Here is a 16,894-nt window from a genome sequence, read left to right on the forward strand (position 1 = left end):
CGGAACAGGGGTCTACAGCAGCATTGTGAAGACGGTGCGCCTGGACGAAGCGTTGCCAGTATGTATTCCTAATTTAATAGAAGCAAGGTGTGTGCGATGTCTTGACAGTCGGGTTGCGTGGCGGCAGTGTTCGGCAGCGTGTCGCGGGTGGCAACGTTGTCATCCTGGTCCCTCAGTCCCCCATTCCTTGGTTTTCCCTGATCGGAGCCCCATGTCGGATCAGTCCACCGTGCCCTCCCGTCGTGCCGTACTGTCGGCGGGGTCAACCCTGTTGGCAGGGTTCGGTCTTGGCATGGGGCCGCTCGCCTCCGCCGCCACGGCTGGAGCCGGACACCCCGACCGGGACACCCCGTCGGGCGAACTCGCCGCCTACCGGCCGGTTTCGGTGTCCTCGACCGACTACGCCCCCACGCCCGCGGAGTTCGCGGTGGACGGCCTCGCGGTGCGCGGGGTCAGGGGCAGCGGCTGGCGCGCGGCGGCGGGCGATCCGCAGTGGATCAAGGTGGATCTTCAGGCGCTGTGCGAAGTCACCTCCGTGCGGCTGGTGTTCGAGGCCACCTCGGACGATCCGCCGTTCAAGGAGTCCCCGACCGGCAGCCCCCGTGACAACACCACCGGGCAGGAGATCCTGTCCAGTTGCGCCGTGGACTTCGCCATCGAGACCTCGCGTGACGGCAAGACCTGGACGGCGGTGTATCACACCGACTCCGGCAAGGGCGGCGAGATGGAGATCGACCTGCCCAAGGCGGTCACCGCACGCTGGGTCCGCATGACGGTCGACAAGCGCTCCAACGCCAACCCGCTCGGCCTCAACGGACTCCAGGTCTACGGCACCTGCAGCACCCGGCGCCCGGAGGTCACCGGCTGGACCGACTGGGGCGTGCGGGAGCGGCACCCCGAGCCGCTGAAGGTGGCCGGCGACGGCACCGTCCCGCTGGAGTCCGGCTGGGACCTGACCATGGACGACTGGGCCGGCGCCGACGGTGCCGCCCTGTCCCGCACCATGTACGACACGAGCCGCTGGCTCCCGGCGACCGTCCCCGGCACCGTGCTGACCTCGTTGGTGGACCAGGGGCATCTGCCCGACCCGGTGACCGGGTTCAACAATCTGCACGTGCCCGAGGCCCTGTCCCGGCACTCCTGGTGGTACCGGCGCGAGTTCGCGCTGCCCAGGGGACTGCAGACCGGCTCGGGACGGCACCTCTGGCTGGAGTTCGACGGCGTCAACCACGAGGCCGAGGTCTGGTTCAACGGCACGAAGGCCGGCTCCTTCACCAACCCGTTCTCGCGTGCCTCCTACGACGTGACCCAGTTGCTGACGTCCGACCGCCAGGCGCTCGCGGTGAAGATCACCCCGATGCCGTTCCCGGGCAGTCCGACGGACAAGGGCCCGGCGGGCCTCGCGTTCGTGGACGCGGGCGCCAACATGATGAACCGCAACTCGCCCACCTATCTGGCCTCCTCGGGCTGGGACTGGATGCCCGCGGTGCGCGACCGTGCGGCCGGCATCTGGAACCACGTCCGGCTGCGCTCCACCGGCGCGGCCGTCATCGGCGACCCGCGGGTGGACACGCTACTGCCCGACCTGCCCGACACCGGCACCGCGGAGCTGACCGTGGTGGTCCCGGTGCGCAACGCCGACTCCGGCGACAAGCGCGTCACCGTGACCGCGGCGTTCGGCCGGGTGCGGGTCAGCCGGACCGTGACGGTGGCCGGCGGCGCGAGCACGGACGTCACCTTCGCCCCCGCCGACTTCCCGCAACTTCGCCTGCACGACCCCGAGTTGTGGTGGCCCAACGGCTACGGCGAGCCGAACCTGCACGATCTCACCCTGACCGCGTCCGTGGACGGCCGGGAGAGCGACCGCCGCACCAGCCACTTCGGCATACGCCAGTTCGGCTACGAGTACGGCGCGGTGCCGATGACGTTCCGGTGGAGCAGCGACATCTTCACCCAGACCGTGGACATCCCCCGGCAGAAGGCACGTTACGTCCGCATCCTGTGCCACACCCGCGCCACCCAGTGGGGCTCCTCGATGTGGAGCCTGTCGATCCTGAACAGCGCCACGCCCGGCGACGACCTGGCCCTCGGCAAGAAGGCGACCGCGTCCTCCACCGACGACCCCTCGCGCGGGGCGGGCAACGTCACCGACGGCGACGGCGACACCCGCTGGTCGTCCTCCTTCGACGACGAGCAGTGGGTCCAGGTCGACCTCGGCTCCTCTGTCGCCTTCGACCGGATCGCCGTCAACTGGGAGCAGGCGTACGCCAAGACGTACACCGTCCAGGTCTCCGACGACGGCTCCGCATGGACCGACGTGCGCGACGTCGACAACGTCGCCGCTCCGCTGCCGTTCAACACCTCCGGCTCGGCAAGCATGCAGAACGTCGAGTTCGACGCCGTCACCGCCCGCTACATGCGGGTGTTCTGCCGGACCCGCGCCACCGGCTGGGGCTTCTCGATGTGGGACCTGGCCGTCGTGGACAGCGCCAGACCGGGCACCAACCTGGCGCTGCGCAAGCCCGCGACCGCCTCCTCCGAAGGCGAGGGCACGGTCGCGGCCAACGCGGTGGACGGCGACGTCAACACCCGCTGGACCTCGATCTACGAGGACGACAGCTGGATCCGGTTCGACCTCGGCGCCCCGGAGCGTTTCGACCGGGTGGCGATCACCTGGGAGCAGGCGTACGCGCGGACGTACACGATCCAGGTCTCCGACAACGGCACGGACTGGAAGGACGTCAAGTCCGTCGACAACTCGATCGCGCCGCTGAAGATCAGTGTCAACGGTGTGCGGGTGTTCTGCCGGGGCGGCAACTGGGGCTGGGACGAGTTGCTGCGCCGGATGCCGGCCGAGCGCATGGACACGGCGGTGCGGATGCACCGCGACATGAACTTCACGATGATCCGCAACTGGGTGGGCAGCAGCAACCGCGAGGAGTTCTACACCAGTTGCGACCAGCACGGTCTGCTCGTGTGGAACGACTTCCCCAACGCCTGGGCGATGGACCCCCCGGACCACGACGCGTTCAACAGCACGGCTCGGGACGTCGTGCTCCGCTACCGCATCCACCCGAGCGTCGTCGTGTGGTGCGGGGCCAACGAGGGCAACCCGCCCGCCGCGATCGACGACGGCATGCGCGACGCGGTCCACTCCGGGGCGCCCGGCGTGCTGTACCAGAACAACTCGGCCGACGGCATCGTCACCGGTGGCGGTCCCTACGGCTGGGTGGAGCCGGAGAAGTACTTCTCCGCCACGACCTACGGCAGCAAGAACTACGGCTTCCACACCGAGATCGGCATGCCGGTCGTCTCCACGGCGGAGACCGTACGCCGCCTGGTCGGCGACGAGCCCGAATGGCCCATCGGCGGCGCCTGGTACTACCACGACTGGAGCACGAAGGGGAACCAGGCCCCGCAGAACTACCGCGCGGCCATCGAGTCCCGGCTCGGCACCGCGAAGGACCTGGACGACTTCTGCCGCAAGGCACAGTTCCTCAACTACGAGAACCACCGCGCCATGTTCGAGGCGTGGAACGCCAGGCTGTGGGACGACGCCAGCGCCCTGCTGCTGTGGATGTCCCACCCCGCCTGGTACAGCACGGTCTGGCAGACCTACGACTACGACTTCGACGTCAACGGCGCCTACTACGGCTCCCGCAAGGCCTCCGAGCCCGTCCACGTGCAGGCGAGCCCGGTCGACGGGCAGGTCATCGCCGTCAACCACACCCCGCGCGCCATCAGTCAGGCCACCGTGACGGCCCGCTGGTACGACCTCGACGGCCGCCAGGTGGCCGCCGAGCAGAAGGCGACCGTGGACGTCGCACCGTCCGCGACGGCGAAAGCGTTCACCGCCGACCCGAACGGCTCCCTGCCCGGCCTGTACCTGCTGCAGTTGCGGCTCACGGACGAGCACGGCAAGACGCTCGCGGAGAACACATACTGGCGGTACAAGACCCCCGAGGCCATGCAGGCGCTGAACAAGGCACGGCAGACCAGGGTCGCGGTGGACGCCACCGGCTCGCGCAGCGGGTCCGACGGACGGCGCGAGCTGACCGCGCGAGTGACCAACCGGGGTTCGTCGGTCGCGGCCATGGTGCGCGTCTCACTGGTGGACGGCCCGTCCGGCCACCGGGTGCTGCCCGCCGAGTACAGCGACAACTACCTGTGGCTCCTGCCAGGGGAATCCCGCACGATCACCGCCAGTTGGCCCGCGCATGTGGAGGCAGCGCGGCCGAGGCTCCGGATCGAGGGCTACAACGTGCCCGAGGTGGCGAGCGGGTCGTAGCGGGGGCCGGTTGCGATTGAGCGGCCCCCGTTGCCTCGGCATCGGGGGCCGCTTATCGGCCTTCCGTTCGCTCGAACTGGTCGTAGTCCTAGCCAGCGCCGATCCCGCTCCTAATGGTGCTTTTCTCGGTGCTCACCACGTCGAGGGCCCACCGGGCTGTCCTGACCCAGCTCAATCACCCACACGGTTGCCGCAGCGATGACCCCCCAGAGCCTTGGCGGCCTACGCCTACTGCACACACCGAAGGGGCAGATTACGGCCCAGTCCGGTAGTCGGCGCTTGATGCCGGGGGTGGGAGGCTCGGAGCGGCCCCGCTTGGTGCAGTTCCATGGCCAGGGCTATGTCGTTACCGGGGTGCAGAGAGCACAGAAAGTCACGAGATATTCGACGGCGGAACCTGGTGTAGCGGGCGCCGGGTGGGCCGCCGGGCCTGGCAAATGTCCCTTGGTTTGCCAACCTGCCGCCTCAGACGCGACGTATACACCCTGGCTCCGCACAAGGGCCGGCCACCCGCTACAGCGCTGTAGCACGGGAGCCCGACCCATTGCCACTAGACCGATCGCACAACAGTTCCCGCGAGGCATCAGCCGGGTCCGCCCAGCACGATCTTCCACACCCGGGTCGCCACTTGGAGGTTTAGCCGATCCTCCACGTTAGCGAGGTCTTTGCCGCTGATGTCACGGATGCGCTGGAGCCGATAGCGCAGCGTGCTGCGATGGATCGCGAGGGATTCGGCCGTCTCGTCGTAATTACCGCCGCAGTCGAAGTACCGGGACAGAGTCTCCACCATGGCCGTGTGATGCCGGGAGTCGTAGTCGATGAGCTGTCCGAGCCACTCGTGGACGAACGTCTCCAGTTCCTGGTAGTCGTTGCCAGGTCCCAGGATGCGGTAGAGGCCGAGTTCGTCGAAGAACGTCGTGCCGTAGCACTCGCAGGAGTAGCGGCGCACTTCCAGGGCGCGCTGGGCCTCCTGGTAGCGGTGAGGGATGTCGTCCAGGCAGTTACAAGGGGCGCTCACTCCGATCGCCCCGGACCGTGTCCCGGTCTCCCGGGCGAGTGCCTCGTACAGTGCGCGGGCGTGCGGCCTGTCGTCGGCGACCAGGACCACGTGGTCGGAACGTCGGGTCAGCAGCGAGCGCATGCCCACGTTGGAGGCCGCCCGACCCACGGTCTGCGCGAAGGAATCGTCCGCAGTCCGGTTCGACCACTGCACCACGACGACGTAGTGGCTACGGTGCAGGTCGTGTCCGACTGCCTCGGAGCGGGCGTAGGCGCTCGCCTCGTCCGTCCCTGCCAGGAGGTCGTCGACCAACTCGCGGTGGAGCCTCAGCTCCAATTCGGCCAGATTACGCAGGTGCGCTAGCTCCGGGGCGAGCGCCGTGGCGGCGTGTTCCATCGCGAGCACGGTGTGCTCGTCGGCATCGTCCCCTGGATCGACCAGGGCGAGCACGCCCAGGATCTTGCCATGCGGGCGGATCAGGGTGATCAGCCGATCCTTCATCCGAGCCGGCCCGGCCTCCCGGGCGACGGCGTGCAGCATTTCGTCCTGGCGCACGGGGTCCGGCTCCGGATAGGGGTCGGGGCGGTTGGGGCCGGTCCAGGACCTCAGCCGACCGAAGCGGTCCTCGACCACCGCGGAGAGCCCAGTGAGCCCATGCAGTGCGCGGGTGATGGCTTCTTCACCGCCGCCCGAGGCAGCGACGTCGGCCATGAGCGCGTGAACGGCCCGCTGGTACCCCAGCTCGGCCACGACGGAGATCAGCTGCCGCTGGAGGGCTGTGCGTTCCCCCCTGAGCCTGTGCAGCGTCAGCGCGTCCTCTTGCCGGCGGCGGTGTGCGAAGGCGACTGACAGAGCAGCAGCGGTGTGCCGGACGAGCGTGACGAGCAGGGAGCGTTCAGCCTCGGTGGGCTGGGAGCGCGATGTAACCACGAGGTAACCGTGGAGTCCCTCATGTCCGCGCAACCCCAAGGCCCAGCCCCAGGGACTGCCGGATACGGTCACAGGGCCGTCCCGCCCGGCCAGCTCCCGCACCCTCCGGTCCACGGCCAAGGCGTGGATCCGCCCGTTCCTCGCGCTGGGGACCAGGTCGCCGTCCACTCTGAGGTATCCGGCCTCGGCGCTGTATCGCCCTGCGGTGGCTATATGGTCCATGGCCAGGCGCAAAATCTCGCCTTCGTCCAGGGTGTCGAACAGGGCCTTGGAGAGCACCATCAGTTCGTGGAGGGCATGGTCGGCCGGGGTTGACACGCGCGGACCGGGCCCTCTCCGCCCGGCCATGTGGGGCCGCCCGACGCCGCCCCACGAGAGACCCGCCTCCCGGTCAGAGCGACGGGACAGGCTGTATACCCGACTGCCGGACATGGGATCACTCCGTTCTCCCGAGCCATTAGGGAGGCGAGCGGTGTTCCGGGTACCCGCTCTCGGGCAGGCTCATCCGAGATGTGGGGATTCTTCCTCTAGTACTCGTGGGGCGACCCGACCCGCGCATTTCTGACTCGCCAGGCGCAGGCGTGGAGCCAATCGGCTCGCCACCCTGGGGAGTGTTCGAACCCCTCCGTGCGCACCGGCAGGAAGGGCTGGGCGATGACCGAGCAGCATGGCAGGCCGGTGGCCTCGTACAAGACGTACTGGGAAGCCGAACGCGCCGTTGACCACCTCCCTGACCATGGGTTTCCCGCCTGGTCGAGCAGGTGATTGGCCGGATGGACTACGGCAGGGTCGCCCTTCACGGGGCGGCGAGCGGTGCGCTCCCAGGCGTCCTGACCGGACGCCTGTTCGGCCTCGTGAACTGGCTCGACCCCGTCGTCTCCGGCTCTTCGCTCTGCGCGGGCTGATCTTCGGAGCTGTCGTCGGCGCGCCTTTTGGCATGTCGCTGCAGGGCCGTCGCCAGGCTTTCTCCTCGCTCCGTTCGATGCAGCCGAGCCGGTAGGAGGTCGTCGTGGTGCTGACGAGGCTGTGCAGCTGATCAGCGCACTACAGACCACCGGCGGAGGTCCCATCCACACCTGAACGAACGTGATTCGGAGAGTCGGCGCAGGCCGCCGCACCAGGAGGAGATCTTCATGGCCAAGGCAGTGGGCATCGACCTGGGCACCACTAACTCGGTGATCGCCGTGTGGGAGGGCGGCGAGCCGTCCGTCGTGCCCAACAGCGAGGGCAACCGCACGACACCGTCCGTGGTGGCCTTCACCGACACCGGGGAGCGACTGGTGGGCCAGCTGGCCCGGCGCCAGGCGATCCTCAACCCGAAGGGCACCATCTACTCGGCCAAGCGGTTCATCGGCCGGCACTTCGACGAGATCTCCGACGAGGCCAAGGCGGTGGCGTACGACGTCGTCGAGGGCGACGGCGGGGCGGCCCGCTTCAAGGTGCGCGACAAGCTGTACGCGCCTGAGGAGATCAGCGCTCAGGTGCTGCGCAAACTCGCCGACGACGCTTCCAAGCAGCTGGGGGAGCGGGTCACGGAGGCGGTCATCACGGTGCCTGCCTACTTCAATGACGCTCAGCGCACCGCCACCAAGGACGCCGGACGGATCGCGGGACTGGAGGTGTTGCGGATCATCAACGAGCCGACCGCAGCGGCCCTCGCGTACGGCATGGACAAGAAGCAGCACGAGACCGTCCTTGTCTTTGACCTGGGCGGCGGCACCTTCGACGTGAGCATCCTCGACGTCGGCGACGGCGTGGTGGAGGTGCGCTCCACCGCCGGCGACAGTCACCTGGGCGGCGACGACTTCGACCGCCGTCTGGTGGATTACCTCGCGGACGACTTCCAGAAGGAGAACGGCATCGACCTGCGCAAGGACCCGCAGGCGCTGCAACGCCTGTTCGAGGCGGCGGAGAAGGCCAAGACCGAGCTCAGTTCGGTGACGCAGACGCAGGTGAGCCTGCCGTTCATCACCGCCGACGCCTCGGGCCCCAAGCATCTCACCGACTCGATCATGCGGTCCACGTTCGAGCAGATCACCAGCGACCTGGTGGAGCGGTGCCTGGGACCGGTCCAGCAGGCCATGGCCGACGCCAAGGTCGGCGAGAGCGACATCGACGAGGTCATCCTCGTCGGCGGTTCCACACGCATCCCGGCGGTCCAGACCCTCGTGCGTCGGCTGACCGGCGGCAAGGAACCCAACATGACCGTCAACCCCGACGAGGTCGTCGCCCTGGGCGCCGCGATCCAGGCCGGGGTGCTCAAGGGCGAGGTCAAGGACGTCCTGCTGCTCGACGTCACCCCCCTGTCGCTGGGTGTCGAGACGCGCGGTGGCGTGATGACGAAGATCATCGAGCGGAACACCACCATCCCCGTCCGTCGCACCGAAACCTTCTCCACCGCCGAGGACAACCAGCCCGCCGTCGACATCGTCGTCCTCCAGGGCGAGCGCGAACGGGCCGCCGACAACCGGGTGCTCGGCCGGTTCCAGCTCACCGACATCCGCCCGGCGCCGCGGGGCGAACCGCAGATCGAGGTCACCTTCGACATCGACGCCAACGGCATCCTCAACGTCAAGGCACGTGACCGGGACACCGGCAAGGAACAGGGCATCACCATCAGCGAGAGCTCCAACCTGGACCGCAGTGAGGTCGAACGCATGGTCCAGGAGGCCGAGCGCAACCGGGGCCAGGACCAGGCACTCCGCGAGGCCGTCGACGCCCGCAACGAGCTCGACGCCGTCGCCTACCAGGTCGAGAAGCGCCTCGCCGAACTGGGCGACGCAGCGCCCGCGCACGAGAAGGCACGCGCCGAGATGCTCGTGTCCGACGCCCGCGCGGCGGTCAAGGAAGAGGCGGGTGTGGAGCGCGTGCGGCCCCTGACCTCCGAACTCCAGCAGGTGCTCGCCGGGCTGGCGGCCCATCAGGGCGCCACTACCACCGGCGGTCCCGGCCAGGACACCCCCGGGGGCGGCGCGACCGGTGGCCCGGGCGGCGGTGGCGGTGACGACGACGTCATCGATGCCGAGTTCGACAAGGACTGAGGCGCGCCATGCCCAGCCGTCCCCAGGAACCCGACCGGGCCGCGTCGGAGCCGGTCGAACCGGTCCCGGAAATCACCGAACGCCCTCCTCGCGGGGATTTGCCCCAACCGGGCCCGCCCCGGCCCAAAGCGGCGAACGACGAACCGGGACCCGACGCCGCCGGCCCCACGCCGGCCGAGGACGAGTACACGACCGCAATCCAGGAACTGGAGGACCGCTGGCGGCGCGCACTCGCCGACCTCGACAACCTTCGCAAGCGCCACGCCAGGGAACTGGAGCGCGAACGGGCGGTCGAGCGATCCCGCACGGCGGCCGCCTTCCTGCCCGTCCTCGACAACCTCGAACTCGCCTTGACCCACGCCGGTGCCGATCCGGGCGCGATCGTGGAGGGCATCCGGGCCGTACGCGACCAGGCGGTGAACGTCCTCGAACTGCTCGGCTACCCGCGGCATGCGGAGACCGGCGTCGCCTTCGATCCGGCCCGGCACGAGGTGGTCGGTGTCGTCCAGGACCCCGACGCCCCACCGGGCACAGTCGTCGAGGTGCTGCGCCCCGGCTACGGGGACGGCGAACGGCAGCTCAGGCCCGCCGCCGTGACGGTCGCGAAGCGGGAGTGACCGGTCATGGCACGGGACTTCTACCAGGTGCTGGGCGTGTCACGGACCGCGAGCCAGGACGAGATCCAGCAGGCATATCGCAAACTCGCCCGCAGGTACCACCCAGACGTCAACAAGGACCCCGGGGCGGAGGAGCGATTCAAGGACCTCAACGAGGCATACAGCGTCCTGTCCGATCCCAAGACCCGAGCCCGCTACGACCGCTTCGGCGAGGATTTCCGTAAGATCCCGGAAGACTTCGACGAACGGGTCGCGGCGGGAGCGGGCGGCGGCTTCCGCGGACGGAGGACCGCAGGCGGTGGCGGTCCTCGCGTCCGGTACACCACCGGCTTCGGCGACGACTTCGGCGCGGAGGGCATCGACATCGAGGACCTGCTCGGCTCCATGTTCGGAGCCGGCGCCGCCCGAGGCGGCGTCCCCGGAGCGGACCAGGAGGCGGAACTGCCGCTCACCGTCGAGGAGGCGTACCGAGGCGGCCGTCGCACCGTCACACTCGCCGGTCCCACCGGGCAGCCGCGGCGGTACGAGGTCGAGGTGCCGCCGGGTGTCACCGACGGGCAGAGGATCCGGCTGGCGGGTGAGGGCGGCCGGGGCAACGGTGACGCCGTCGCGGGCGACCTTTACCTGCGGGTGCGTATCCAGCCCCACCCCCGGTTCCGGCTGGACGGCCATGACGTGCACGTCCAGGTCCCGGTCGCCCCATGGGAGGCGGCCCTGGGTGCGACCGTGCCGGTGCCCACGCCCGGCGGCGGCACGGCCAAGGTCACGGTGCCCGCCGGCTCGTCCAGCGGCCGGCGGCTGCGGCTGCGCGGTGAGGGCATGCCGAACCCGCGGGGCGCGAACGGCGACCTGTACGCCGAGCTCCGGATCATGGTGCCGTCCAGGCTCAGCGACCGGGAGCGCGAACTGTTCGAGGAGCTCGCCGCCACTTCCTCGTTCGACCCCAGGAGGACGCGATGAACGACCGACCCGCGGGAGCGGGAGGCATCGGCCGGGCCGGCGTGGGCGCCCGTCCGGTACGAACGGGCGCCGACACCACCGCCTCGACGGCTGTACGGTACGCGCTCGTCCCCGTCCCCAGGCTCTCCCTGGCCGCCGTGGCCCTTCGCTCGGGGCTCCACCCCGAGCTGATCCGCCGGTTCGTCGCTCTCGGCCTGGTCGACGCGGAGCGCGACTCCGCGGGGCGACTGGTGTTCGACGCCACGGCCCCGGTAACTCTCGCCCGTATTCAGCGGCTGCGCACCGGGCTGTGCCTCAACTACGCATCCATAGGCCTGGTGCTCGACCTGCTGGACCGCATCAGCATGCTCGAAGCCGCCCTGCGCCGCGCCGGTACGAGGAGTGAAACACCCCCATGGACATGAACCGTCTCACCCAGAAGTCCCAACAAGCCCTCCAGGAGGCCCAGAGCGCGGCCGTCGAGATGGGGCAGACCGAGGTCGACGGGGAACACCTGCTGCTCGCGCTTCTCGATCAGGAGGACGGTCTGATCCCACGGTTGCTGCGACAGGCCGGCACCGAGCCGAAGGAACTGCGCGCGGCCGTGCGCGAGGAACTCTCCCGCCGCCCGAAGGTCACCGGTCCCGGCGCGGCACCCGGCCAGGTCTTCGTCACCCAGCGCCTGTCCCGCCTGCTCGATGCCGCCGAGCGGGAGGCCAAACGCCTCAAGGACGAGTACGTGTCCGTGGAGCACCTCCTGCTCGCCCTGGCCGAGGAAGGCCCGGCGACCGCCGCCGGACGCCTGCTCAAGGAGCACGGCGTGACCCGGGATTCGTTCCTGAGCGCGCTGACCCAGGTCCGCGGCAACCAGCGCGTCACCTCCGCCAACCCCGAAGTGGCCTATGAGGCTTTGGAGAAGTACGGCCGCGACCTGGTCCTCGAGGCCCGGTCCGGGCGGCTGGACCCGGTCATCGGCCGTGATGCGGAGATCCGCCGCGTCACCCAGATCCTCAGCCGCAAGACCAAGAACAACCCCGTCCTCATCGGCGATCCCGGGGTCGGCAAGACCGCCATCGTGGAGGGCCTGGCCCAGCGCATCGTTCGCGGCGACGTCCCCGAGGGCCTGCGCGACAAGACCGTGTTCGCTCTCGACATGGGCTCCCTGGTCGCCGGCGCCAAGTACCGCGGCGAGTTCGAGGAACGCCTCAAGGCCGTGCTCTCCGAGGTGAAGGCCGCCCAGGGGCGCATCCTGCTCTTCGTCGACGAACTCCATACCGTCGTAGGTGCCGGCGCCGCGGAAGGGGCCATGGACGCGGGCAACATGCTCAAGCCGATGCTCGCCCGCGGCGAACTCCACATGATCGGCGCCACCACCCTCGACGAGTACCGCAAGCACATCGAGAAGGACGCCGCCCTCGAACGCCGTTTCCAGCAGGTGCTGGTCGACGAGCCGAGCGTGGAGGACACCATCTCCATCCTGCGCGGACTGCGCGAACGCCTGGAGGTCTTCCACGGCGTGAAGATCCAGGACACCGCGCTGGTCTCCGCGGCCACCCTCAGCCACCGCTACATCACCGACCGGTTCCTGCCCGACAAGGCCATCGACCTCGTCGACGAGGCGTGCGCCCGGCTGCGTACCGAGATCGACTCGATGCCCGCCGAACTCGACGAGCTCACCCGCCGCGTCACCCGCCTGGAGATCGAGGAGGCGGCCCTGTCCAAGGAGAGCGATCCCGCCAGCAAAGCCCGCCTGGAGGAGCTGCGCAGGGAACTGGCCGACCTGCGCGGTCAGGCCGACGCCAAACACGCCCAGTGGGAGGCCGAACGGCAGGCGATCCGCCGCGTGCAGGACCTGCGCCAGGAACTGGAGCAGGTCCGCCACGAGGCGGAGGAGGCCGAACGCGCATACGACCTCAACCGCGCCGCCGAACTCCGCTACGGCCGCCTCCAGGACCTGGAGCGCCGACTCGCCGCAGAGGAGGAGCAACTGGCCGCCAAACAAGGGCAGAACCGGCTGCTACGCGAGGTCGTCACCGAGGAGGAGATCGCCGAGATCGTCGCCGCCTGGACCGGCATCCCCGTCGCCCGCCTCCAGGAGGGCGAACGCGAGAAGCTGCTGCGCCTCGACGAGATCCTGCGCGAGCGCGTCATCGGCCAGGACGAGGCCGTCAAACTCGTCGCCGACGCCATCATCCGCGCCCGCTCCGGCGTCCGCGACCCGCGCCGCCCCATCGGCTCGTTCATCTTCCTCGGCCCCACCGGCGTCGGGAAGACCGAGCTGGCCAAGACCCTCGCTGCGGCACTGTTCGACTCCCAGGAGAACATGGTCCGCCTCGACATGAGCGAGTACCAGGAGCGGCACACCGTCAGCCGGCTCATGGGCGCACCGCCCGGATACATCGGCTACGAGGAAGGCGGCCAGCTCACCGAGGCGGTACGCCGCAAGCCGTACTCGGTTGTGCTGTTCGACGAGATCGAGAAGGCCCACACCGATGTCTTCAACACCCTGCTGCAGATCCTCGATGACGGCCGCATCACCGATGCTCAGGGCCGCACCGTCGACTTCCGCAACACCGTCATCATCATGACGTCCAACATCGGCTCCGAGCACCTCCTCGACGGCGCCACCGCCGAAGGCGAGATCAAGCCCGACGCCCGCGCCCTGGTGATGGGTGAGCTGCGCGGGCACTTCCGCCCGGAGTTCCTCAACCGCGTCGACGACATCGTGCTGTTCAAACCGCTCGGCGAGCGGCAGATCGAGCGGATCGTGGAGCTGCAGTTCGACGAACTGCGGCAGCGGCTCGCCGAACGCCGCATCACCGTCGAACTCACCGACGCTGCCCGGGAAGTGATCGCCCACCAAGGTTATGACCCGGTGTACGGGGCCCGGCCGCTGCGCCGCTACATCTCCCACGAGGTCGAAACCCTCGTCGGACGCGCCCTGCTGCGCGGCGACGTCCAGGACGGCGCCACCGTCCGCGTCGACGCCGAACACGGAGAGCTGGTCGTCACCTACGACCAGCCCGACGACGTGAAGGGAGCGCGGGCGGCATGAGCACGATGCAGGCGCAGACCGTCAGCTGCCCTCACTGCGGGCGCACCAACCGCGTGCCCGTGGCCGCAGAGGGCCGCCCCAAGTGCGGTCACTGCAAGCAGCCCCTGCCCTGGATCGTCGACGCGGGGGACAACGACTTCACGGACGTGGTCGAGAAGGCCTCCGTGCCCGTCGTGGTCGACCTGTGGGCGACCTGGTGCGGCCCCTGCCGGATGGTCACCCCCGCCCTCGAACAAGTTGCCCGGGAGCTCGCCGGACGGATCAAGCTCGTCAAGGTCGACGTCGACAAGAACCCCCGGGTCAGCGGGCGGTTCCAGGTGCAGGCGGTGCCGACTCTGCTCGTCCTCGACCATGGCGAGTCGGTCGCCCGGCAGACCGGCGCAGCACCCGCGCACGTCCTGCGCTCGTGGGTTGAGCAGGCGGTGGCGGGCCGGCAAACCACTGCAGGAGGATGAACACGATGGGCCAGCCACCTCGGGAGCCCCACGGAAATGCAGTCCCGGAGAGTCTGATCTTGTACGGGGTCTATCCCCGGCTGACGGCCGAACAGATCGGCCTCCTCGCCTGTCATGGCCGCCACCAGGCAATTCACGCCGGTCAGATCCTGATCCGCTCCCAGGCCCTCGCCGAGCGCGGCCCGCTAGTCGCGAAGATCGAGCGGACCGTGGGGGAGGACGGGCACGGGGCGTTGGACGCTTCCGTAAGGCACTGCGAGGCGGTCCGCGAATCGCGTGCGCAGAGCCTGCCCGATGACGTCAATGCTCCGCCCAGCCGGTCCGCCGTGCCGGGCGAAGAAGGTTGTACGGCCGCGAACCCACGAGAAGACGGAGGTGATGGGCGATGACCTTGCCCGTTCGGCGCCACCGCGGTGGCGGAACGACGGAGCGGCCCGTCGGGTGGGCCCGCAATCCGCTGATGGAATTCGACGAGCTGCTCAACCAGATGAGCGGATTGCTCGAATCCACGGTGGGCGGCGCCGCGCCCGCGGCCGCGTGGACCCCCCTCGCGGACGTCATGGAGACCGATGACGCCTTCGAGGTCGAGATCGAACTCCCTGGCGTCAAGAGCAAGGACATCGACGTCGAGGCCCACGGACAGGAACTGGTGGTCACCGGAGAGATCAAGGAGAAGGAGCGCAAGGGCGTCCTGCGACGTGGTACCCGCCGGACCGGTGTCTTCGAGTACCGGCTGCGGTTGCCCGGAGAGGTGGACGCCGAAAAGGTCACGGCGGAGATGTCGGGCGGTGTGCTTACGGTCACCGTTCCCAAGGCGGAGGTCGCCAAGCCCCGTCACGTCCAGATCACCGAGACCGGCGAGCGCGGCGAGAGCGGCGGTCGTTGAGCCGAGGAGCTCGGCGGTGCGGGACAACGGTCCGGCGCCGCCGAGCGCTCCGGGAGCGAAAGGGGCTTTGAGATGACCGAAACGGGATTCTCCTCATTCGACACCATGGTGGATAGGGCTAACCGGCTCCTCAGGGAAATCGAGCAGGCCAACGGATGGCCCAAGGACCGCCGGAAGCAGTCGTACGCCGCACTACGCGCAGTCCTGCACCTGCTACGGGACCGGCTCTCCGTCGACGGGGCTGCGCACTTCGGGGCGCAGCTTCCGACCCTGATCCGCGGCATCTACTACGACGGATGGAGGCCGTCCGAGACTCCAGTGAAACTGAGCGGCGAGGAATTCCTCCAGCGTGTCCGGAACGACTTTCCCTACGCGGTCGACGGCGGTATCGAACGAGTCGTGCACACCGTGCTGGAGGCTCTGGAACGCCACGTCAGCGAAGGCGAGTGGGACCACCTCAAATCCAGTCTGCCGAAATCACTGGCATCCGTACTTCTGTAGCCGCTCGGCAACCGAACCGCCCGGCCAGGAACGGTGGGACGGCACGGTGCGCAAGGCCGGCCAGCACGAACAAAGATACCAAAAATGGCCACACCCGCGGGTATCACACGCCCGTCCAATTACCCGGGCAATGGGACGCCTGGGCCTGGCAGGTTAATTCAGGAAGGCTTATTGGTCCCGACATGCGCATGCGTTCCCGCGCCCCGTCGGCCAGGCTGACTGGGAAGCCCAGGCGCCGGGAGCCAACCCGGCGCCCGCAACCGGAGGTTGCCGTCATGACCGTGATGTCCATCGCCAGGTTCGAAAGATTCTTCCGCGCGGCCGCGGGCCTGGACGTCGACAAGAACGATCTCAAGCGCTATAGCGACTTCGTCGACGCCAAGCTCTACGATCTGCTGACTGTCGCCCAGGCCACTGCCAAGGCCAACGGGCGCGACATCATCCGGACCTGTGACCTACCGATCACGAAAGGCTTGCAGGAGAGCATTCACCACTTCCAGAAGATCGACCAGGAAGTAGAACTCAAGCCGATCCTGGAACAACTCGCCACCCACCCCGCTCTGGACCGGACGCCCGACGAGGAGACCGAGGCGGCCTATCCGGACGTCATCGGCGGACTCAGCCTGGCCCTTGCCCAGACCTTCAAGATCCTCCACCCCGACCTGAAGAACCCCCAGACTCAGCACTGGGACGAGGCCCGAGCCCTCTTCGACCTGCTGTTGTGAGTGGCAACCGGACCCGGCGGCGCAGGCCACCGCTAAACAGCGTCACCGCTATGCCTCCTCGGCTGCCGCAATGATCCTGCCGGCCTGCTCCAGGACCTCTCCACGTGCAGGGCGCTGCGCCGCCAAAGTTCCACCAGCAGCGCCAGGCGGCCCGGGGCCCCGCTGGAGTGCCGCGTCCGCGGTCGAACTCCTCCGAGTCTCGGTTGGGCAGGGGGCCGCTTCTACGCGGCGGTTGTCACCTGCCTGTCGCCGAGTGCCCGACCGGAACGGCGCGCCGCGCGGGCCGGCGTCTTGCGTCGACCCTGCTCGTCGCCTTCCGTCTTCAGCGATGGCCTGGTCGATGTGCGGTCCACGGGGAGCCACAGCAACCTGTGCGGCGAAGGCTCCGGACGGCGCCTGGTGGACCACCCGCCGACAAGTTCCAGCAGGAGAACGGCAACGAGCTGCGCAAGGCCCC

At 69.0% G+C, this 16,894-nt stretch carries 12 protein-coding genes; 11 read left to right on the forward strand and 1 reads right to left on the reverse strand.

What is annotated here, in order from left to right:
* Positions 1-211: 211 nt before the first annotated feature.
* Positions 212-4,288, forward strand: coding sequence for a discoidin domain-containing protein (locus RCR19_RS34140; RefSeq protein ID WP_331268618.1), 4,077 nt, complete (start codon positions 212-214; stop codon positions 4,286-4,288).
* A 583-nt stretch (positions 4,289-4,871) separates the two neighbouring features.
* Here RCR19_RS34140 and RCR19_RS34145 read toward each other — a convergent pair.
* A complete protein-coding gene (locus RCR19_RS34145; protein ID WP_331269634.1) occupies positions 4,872-6,500 on the reverse strand; it encodes a helix-turn-helix domain-containing protein in 1,629 nt (542 codons plus the stop codon).
* Between the two features lie 491 nt (positions 6,501-6,991).
* On the opposite strand from RCR19_RS34145, the gene RCR19_RS34150 reads away from it, so the two are divergent.
* The 10 genes from RCR19_RS34150 to RCR19_RS34195 all read left to right on the forward strand — a co-directional run bounded on the left by RCR19_RS34150 (position 6,992) and on the right by RCR19_RS34195 (position 16,437).
* Positions 6,992-7,123 carry a hypothetical protein gene (locus tag RCR19_RS34150; protein ID WP_331268619.1) on the forward strand — a complete coding sequence of 44 codons (132 nt, stop codon included), beginning with the start codon at positions 6,992-6,994 and terminating at the stop codon, positions 7,121-7,123.
* A gap of 228 nt (positions 7,124-7,351) precedes the next feature.
* Positions 7,352-9,259 carry a molecular chaperone DnaK gene (dnaK, locus tag RCR19_RS34155; RefSeq protein ID WP_331268620.1) on the forward strand — a complete coding sequence of 636 codons (1,908 nt, stop codon included), beginning with the start codon at positions 7,352-7,354 and terminating at the stop codon, positions 9,257-9,259.
* An 8-nt stretch (positions 9,260-9,267) separates the two neighbouring features.
* Entirely contained in the window at positions 9,268-9,876 is a 609-nt protein-coding gene (locus RCR19_RS34160) for a nucleotide exchange factor GrpE (RefSeq protein WP_331268621.1), read from the forward strand.
* 6 nt (positions 9,877-9,882) lie between these two features.
* A complete protein-coding gene (locus tag RCR19_RS34165) occupies positions 9,883-10,836 on the forward strand; it encodes a J domain-containing protein (protein ID WP_331268622.1) in 954 nt (317 codons plus the stop codon).
* Positions 10,833-11,240 (forward strand): chaperone modulator CbpM, encoded by a 408-nt coding sequence (locus RCR19_RS34170; RefSeq protein WP_331268623.1) that lies wholly within the window; start codon positions 10,833-10,835, stop codon positions 11,238-11,240. The genes RCR19_RS34165 and RCR19_RS34170 overlap by 4 nt, the downstream gene beginning before the upstream one ends.
* Entirely contained in the window at positions 11,231-13,870 is a 2,640-nt protein-coding gene (gene clpB, locus RCR19_RS34175) for an ATP-dependent chaperone ClpB (RefSeq protein ID WP_331268624.1), read from the forward strand. Before RCR19_RS34170 ends, clpB begins: the two co-directional genes overlap by 10 nt.
* The gene (trxA, locus tag RCR19_RS34180; protein ID WP_331268625.1) at positions 13,867-14,325 is read left to right on the forward strand and encodes a thioredoxin; all 459 of its coding nucleotides are present in this window, start codon (positions 13,867-13,869) and stop codon (positions 14,323-14,325) included. The genes clpB and trxA overlap by 4 nt, the downstream gene beginning before the upstream one ends.
* Before the next feature lie 385 nt (positions 14,326-14,710).
* Positions 14,711-15,211 carry an Hsp20/alpha crystallin family protein gene (locus tag RCR19_RS34185; RefSeq protein WP_331268626.1) on the forward strand — a complete coding sequence of 167 codons (501 nt, stop codon included), beginning with the start codon at positions 14,711-14,713 and terminating at the stop codon, positions 15,209-15,211.
* Positions 15,212-15,283: 72 nt separating this feature from the next.
* Entirely contained in the window at positions 15,284-15,712 is a 429-nt protein-coding gene (locus tag RCR19_RS34190) for a DUF2267 domain-containing protein (RefSeq protein ID WP_331268627.1), read from the forward strand.
* A gap of 275 nt (positions 15,713-15,987) precedes the next feature.
* Entirely contained in the window at positions 15,988-16,437 is a 450-nt protein-coding gene (locus tag RCR19_RS34195) for a DUF1931 family protein (RefSeq protein ID WP_331268628.1), read from the forward strand.
* Positions 16,438-16,894 lie beyond the last annotated feature (457 nt).

Source organism: Streptomyces sp. WAC07094 (assembly GCF_036320405.1).
Lineage (GTDB): Bacteria > Actinomycetota > Actinomycetes > Streptomycetales > Streptomycetaceae > Streptomyces > Streptomyces lannensis.

What these genes read in the sequence shown, in the direction of transcription:
- RCR19_RS34140 (WP_331268618.1), top strand. Translation starts at nt 212, where the DNA reads ATGTCGGATCAGTCCACCGTGCCCTCCCGTCGTGCCGTACTGTCGGCG.
- RCR19_RS34145 (WP_331269634.1), bottom strand. Translation starts at nt 6,500, where the DNA reads ATGGTGCTCTCCAAGGCCCTGTTCGACACCCTGGACGAAGGCGAGATT.
- RCR19_RS34150 (WP_331268619.1), top strand. Translation starts at nt 6,992, where the DNA reads ATGGACTACGGCAGGGTCGCCCTTCACGGGGCGGCGAGCGGTGCGCTC.
- dnaK (WP_331268620.1), top strand. Translation starts at nt 7,352, where the DNA reads ATGGCCAAGGCAGTGGGCATCGACCTGGGCACCACTAACTCGGTGATC.
- RCR19_RS34160 (WP_331268621.1), top strand. Translation starts at nt 9,268, where the DNA reads ATGCCCAGCCGTCCCCAGGAACCCGACCGGGCCGCGTCGGAGCCGGTC.
- RCR19_RS34165 (WP_331268622.1), top strand. Translation starts at nt 9,883, where the DNA reads ATGGCACGGGACTTCTACCAGGTGCTGGGCGTGTCACGGACCGCGAGC.
- RCR19_RS34170 (WP_331268623.1), top strand. Translation starts at nt 10,833, where the DNA reads ATGAACGACCGACCCGCGGGAGCGGGAGGCATCGGCCGGGCCGGCGTG.
- clpB (WP_331268624.1), top strand. Translation starts at nt 11,231, where the DNA reads ATGGACATGAACCGTCTCACCCAGAAGTCCCAACAAGCCCTCCAGGAG.
- trxA (WP_331268625.1), top strand. Translation starts at nt 13,867, where the DNA reads ATGAGCACGATGCAGGCGCAGACCGTCAGCTGCCCTCACTGCGGGCGC.
- RCR19_RS34185 (WP_331268626.1), top strand. Translation starts at nt 14,711, where the DNA reads ATGACCTTGCCCGTTCGGCGCCACCGCGGTGGCGGAACGACGGAGCGG.
- RCR19_RS34190 (WP_331268627.1), top strand. Translation starts at nt 15,284, where the DNA reads ATGACCGAAACGGGATTCTCCTCATTCGACACCATGGTGGATAGGGCT.
- RCR19_RS34195 (WP_331268628.1), top strand. Translation starts at nt 15,988, where the DNA reads ATGACCGTGATGTCCATCGCCAGGTTCGAAAGATTCTTCCGCGCGGCC.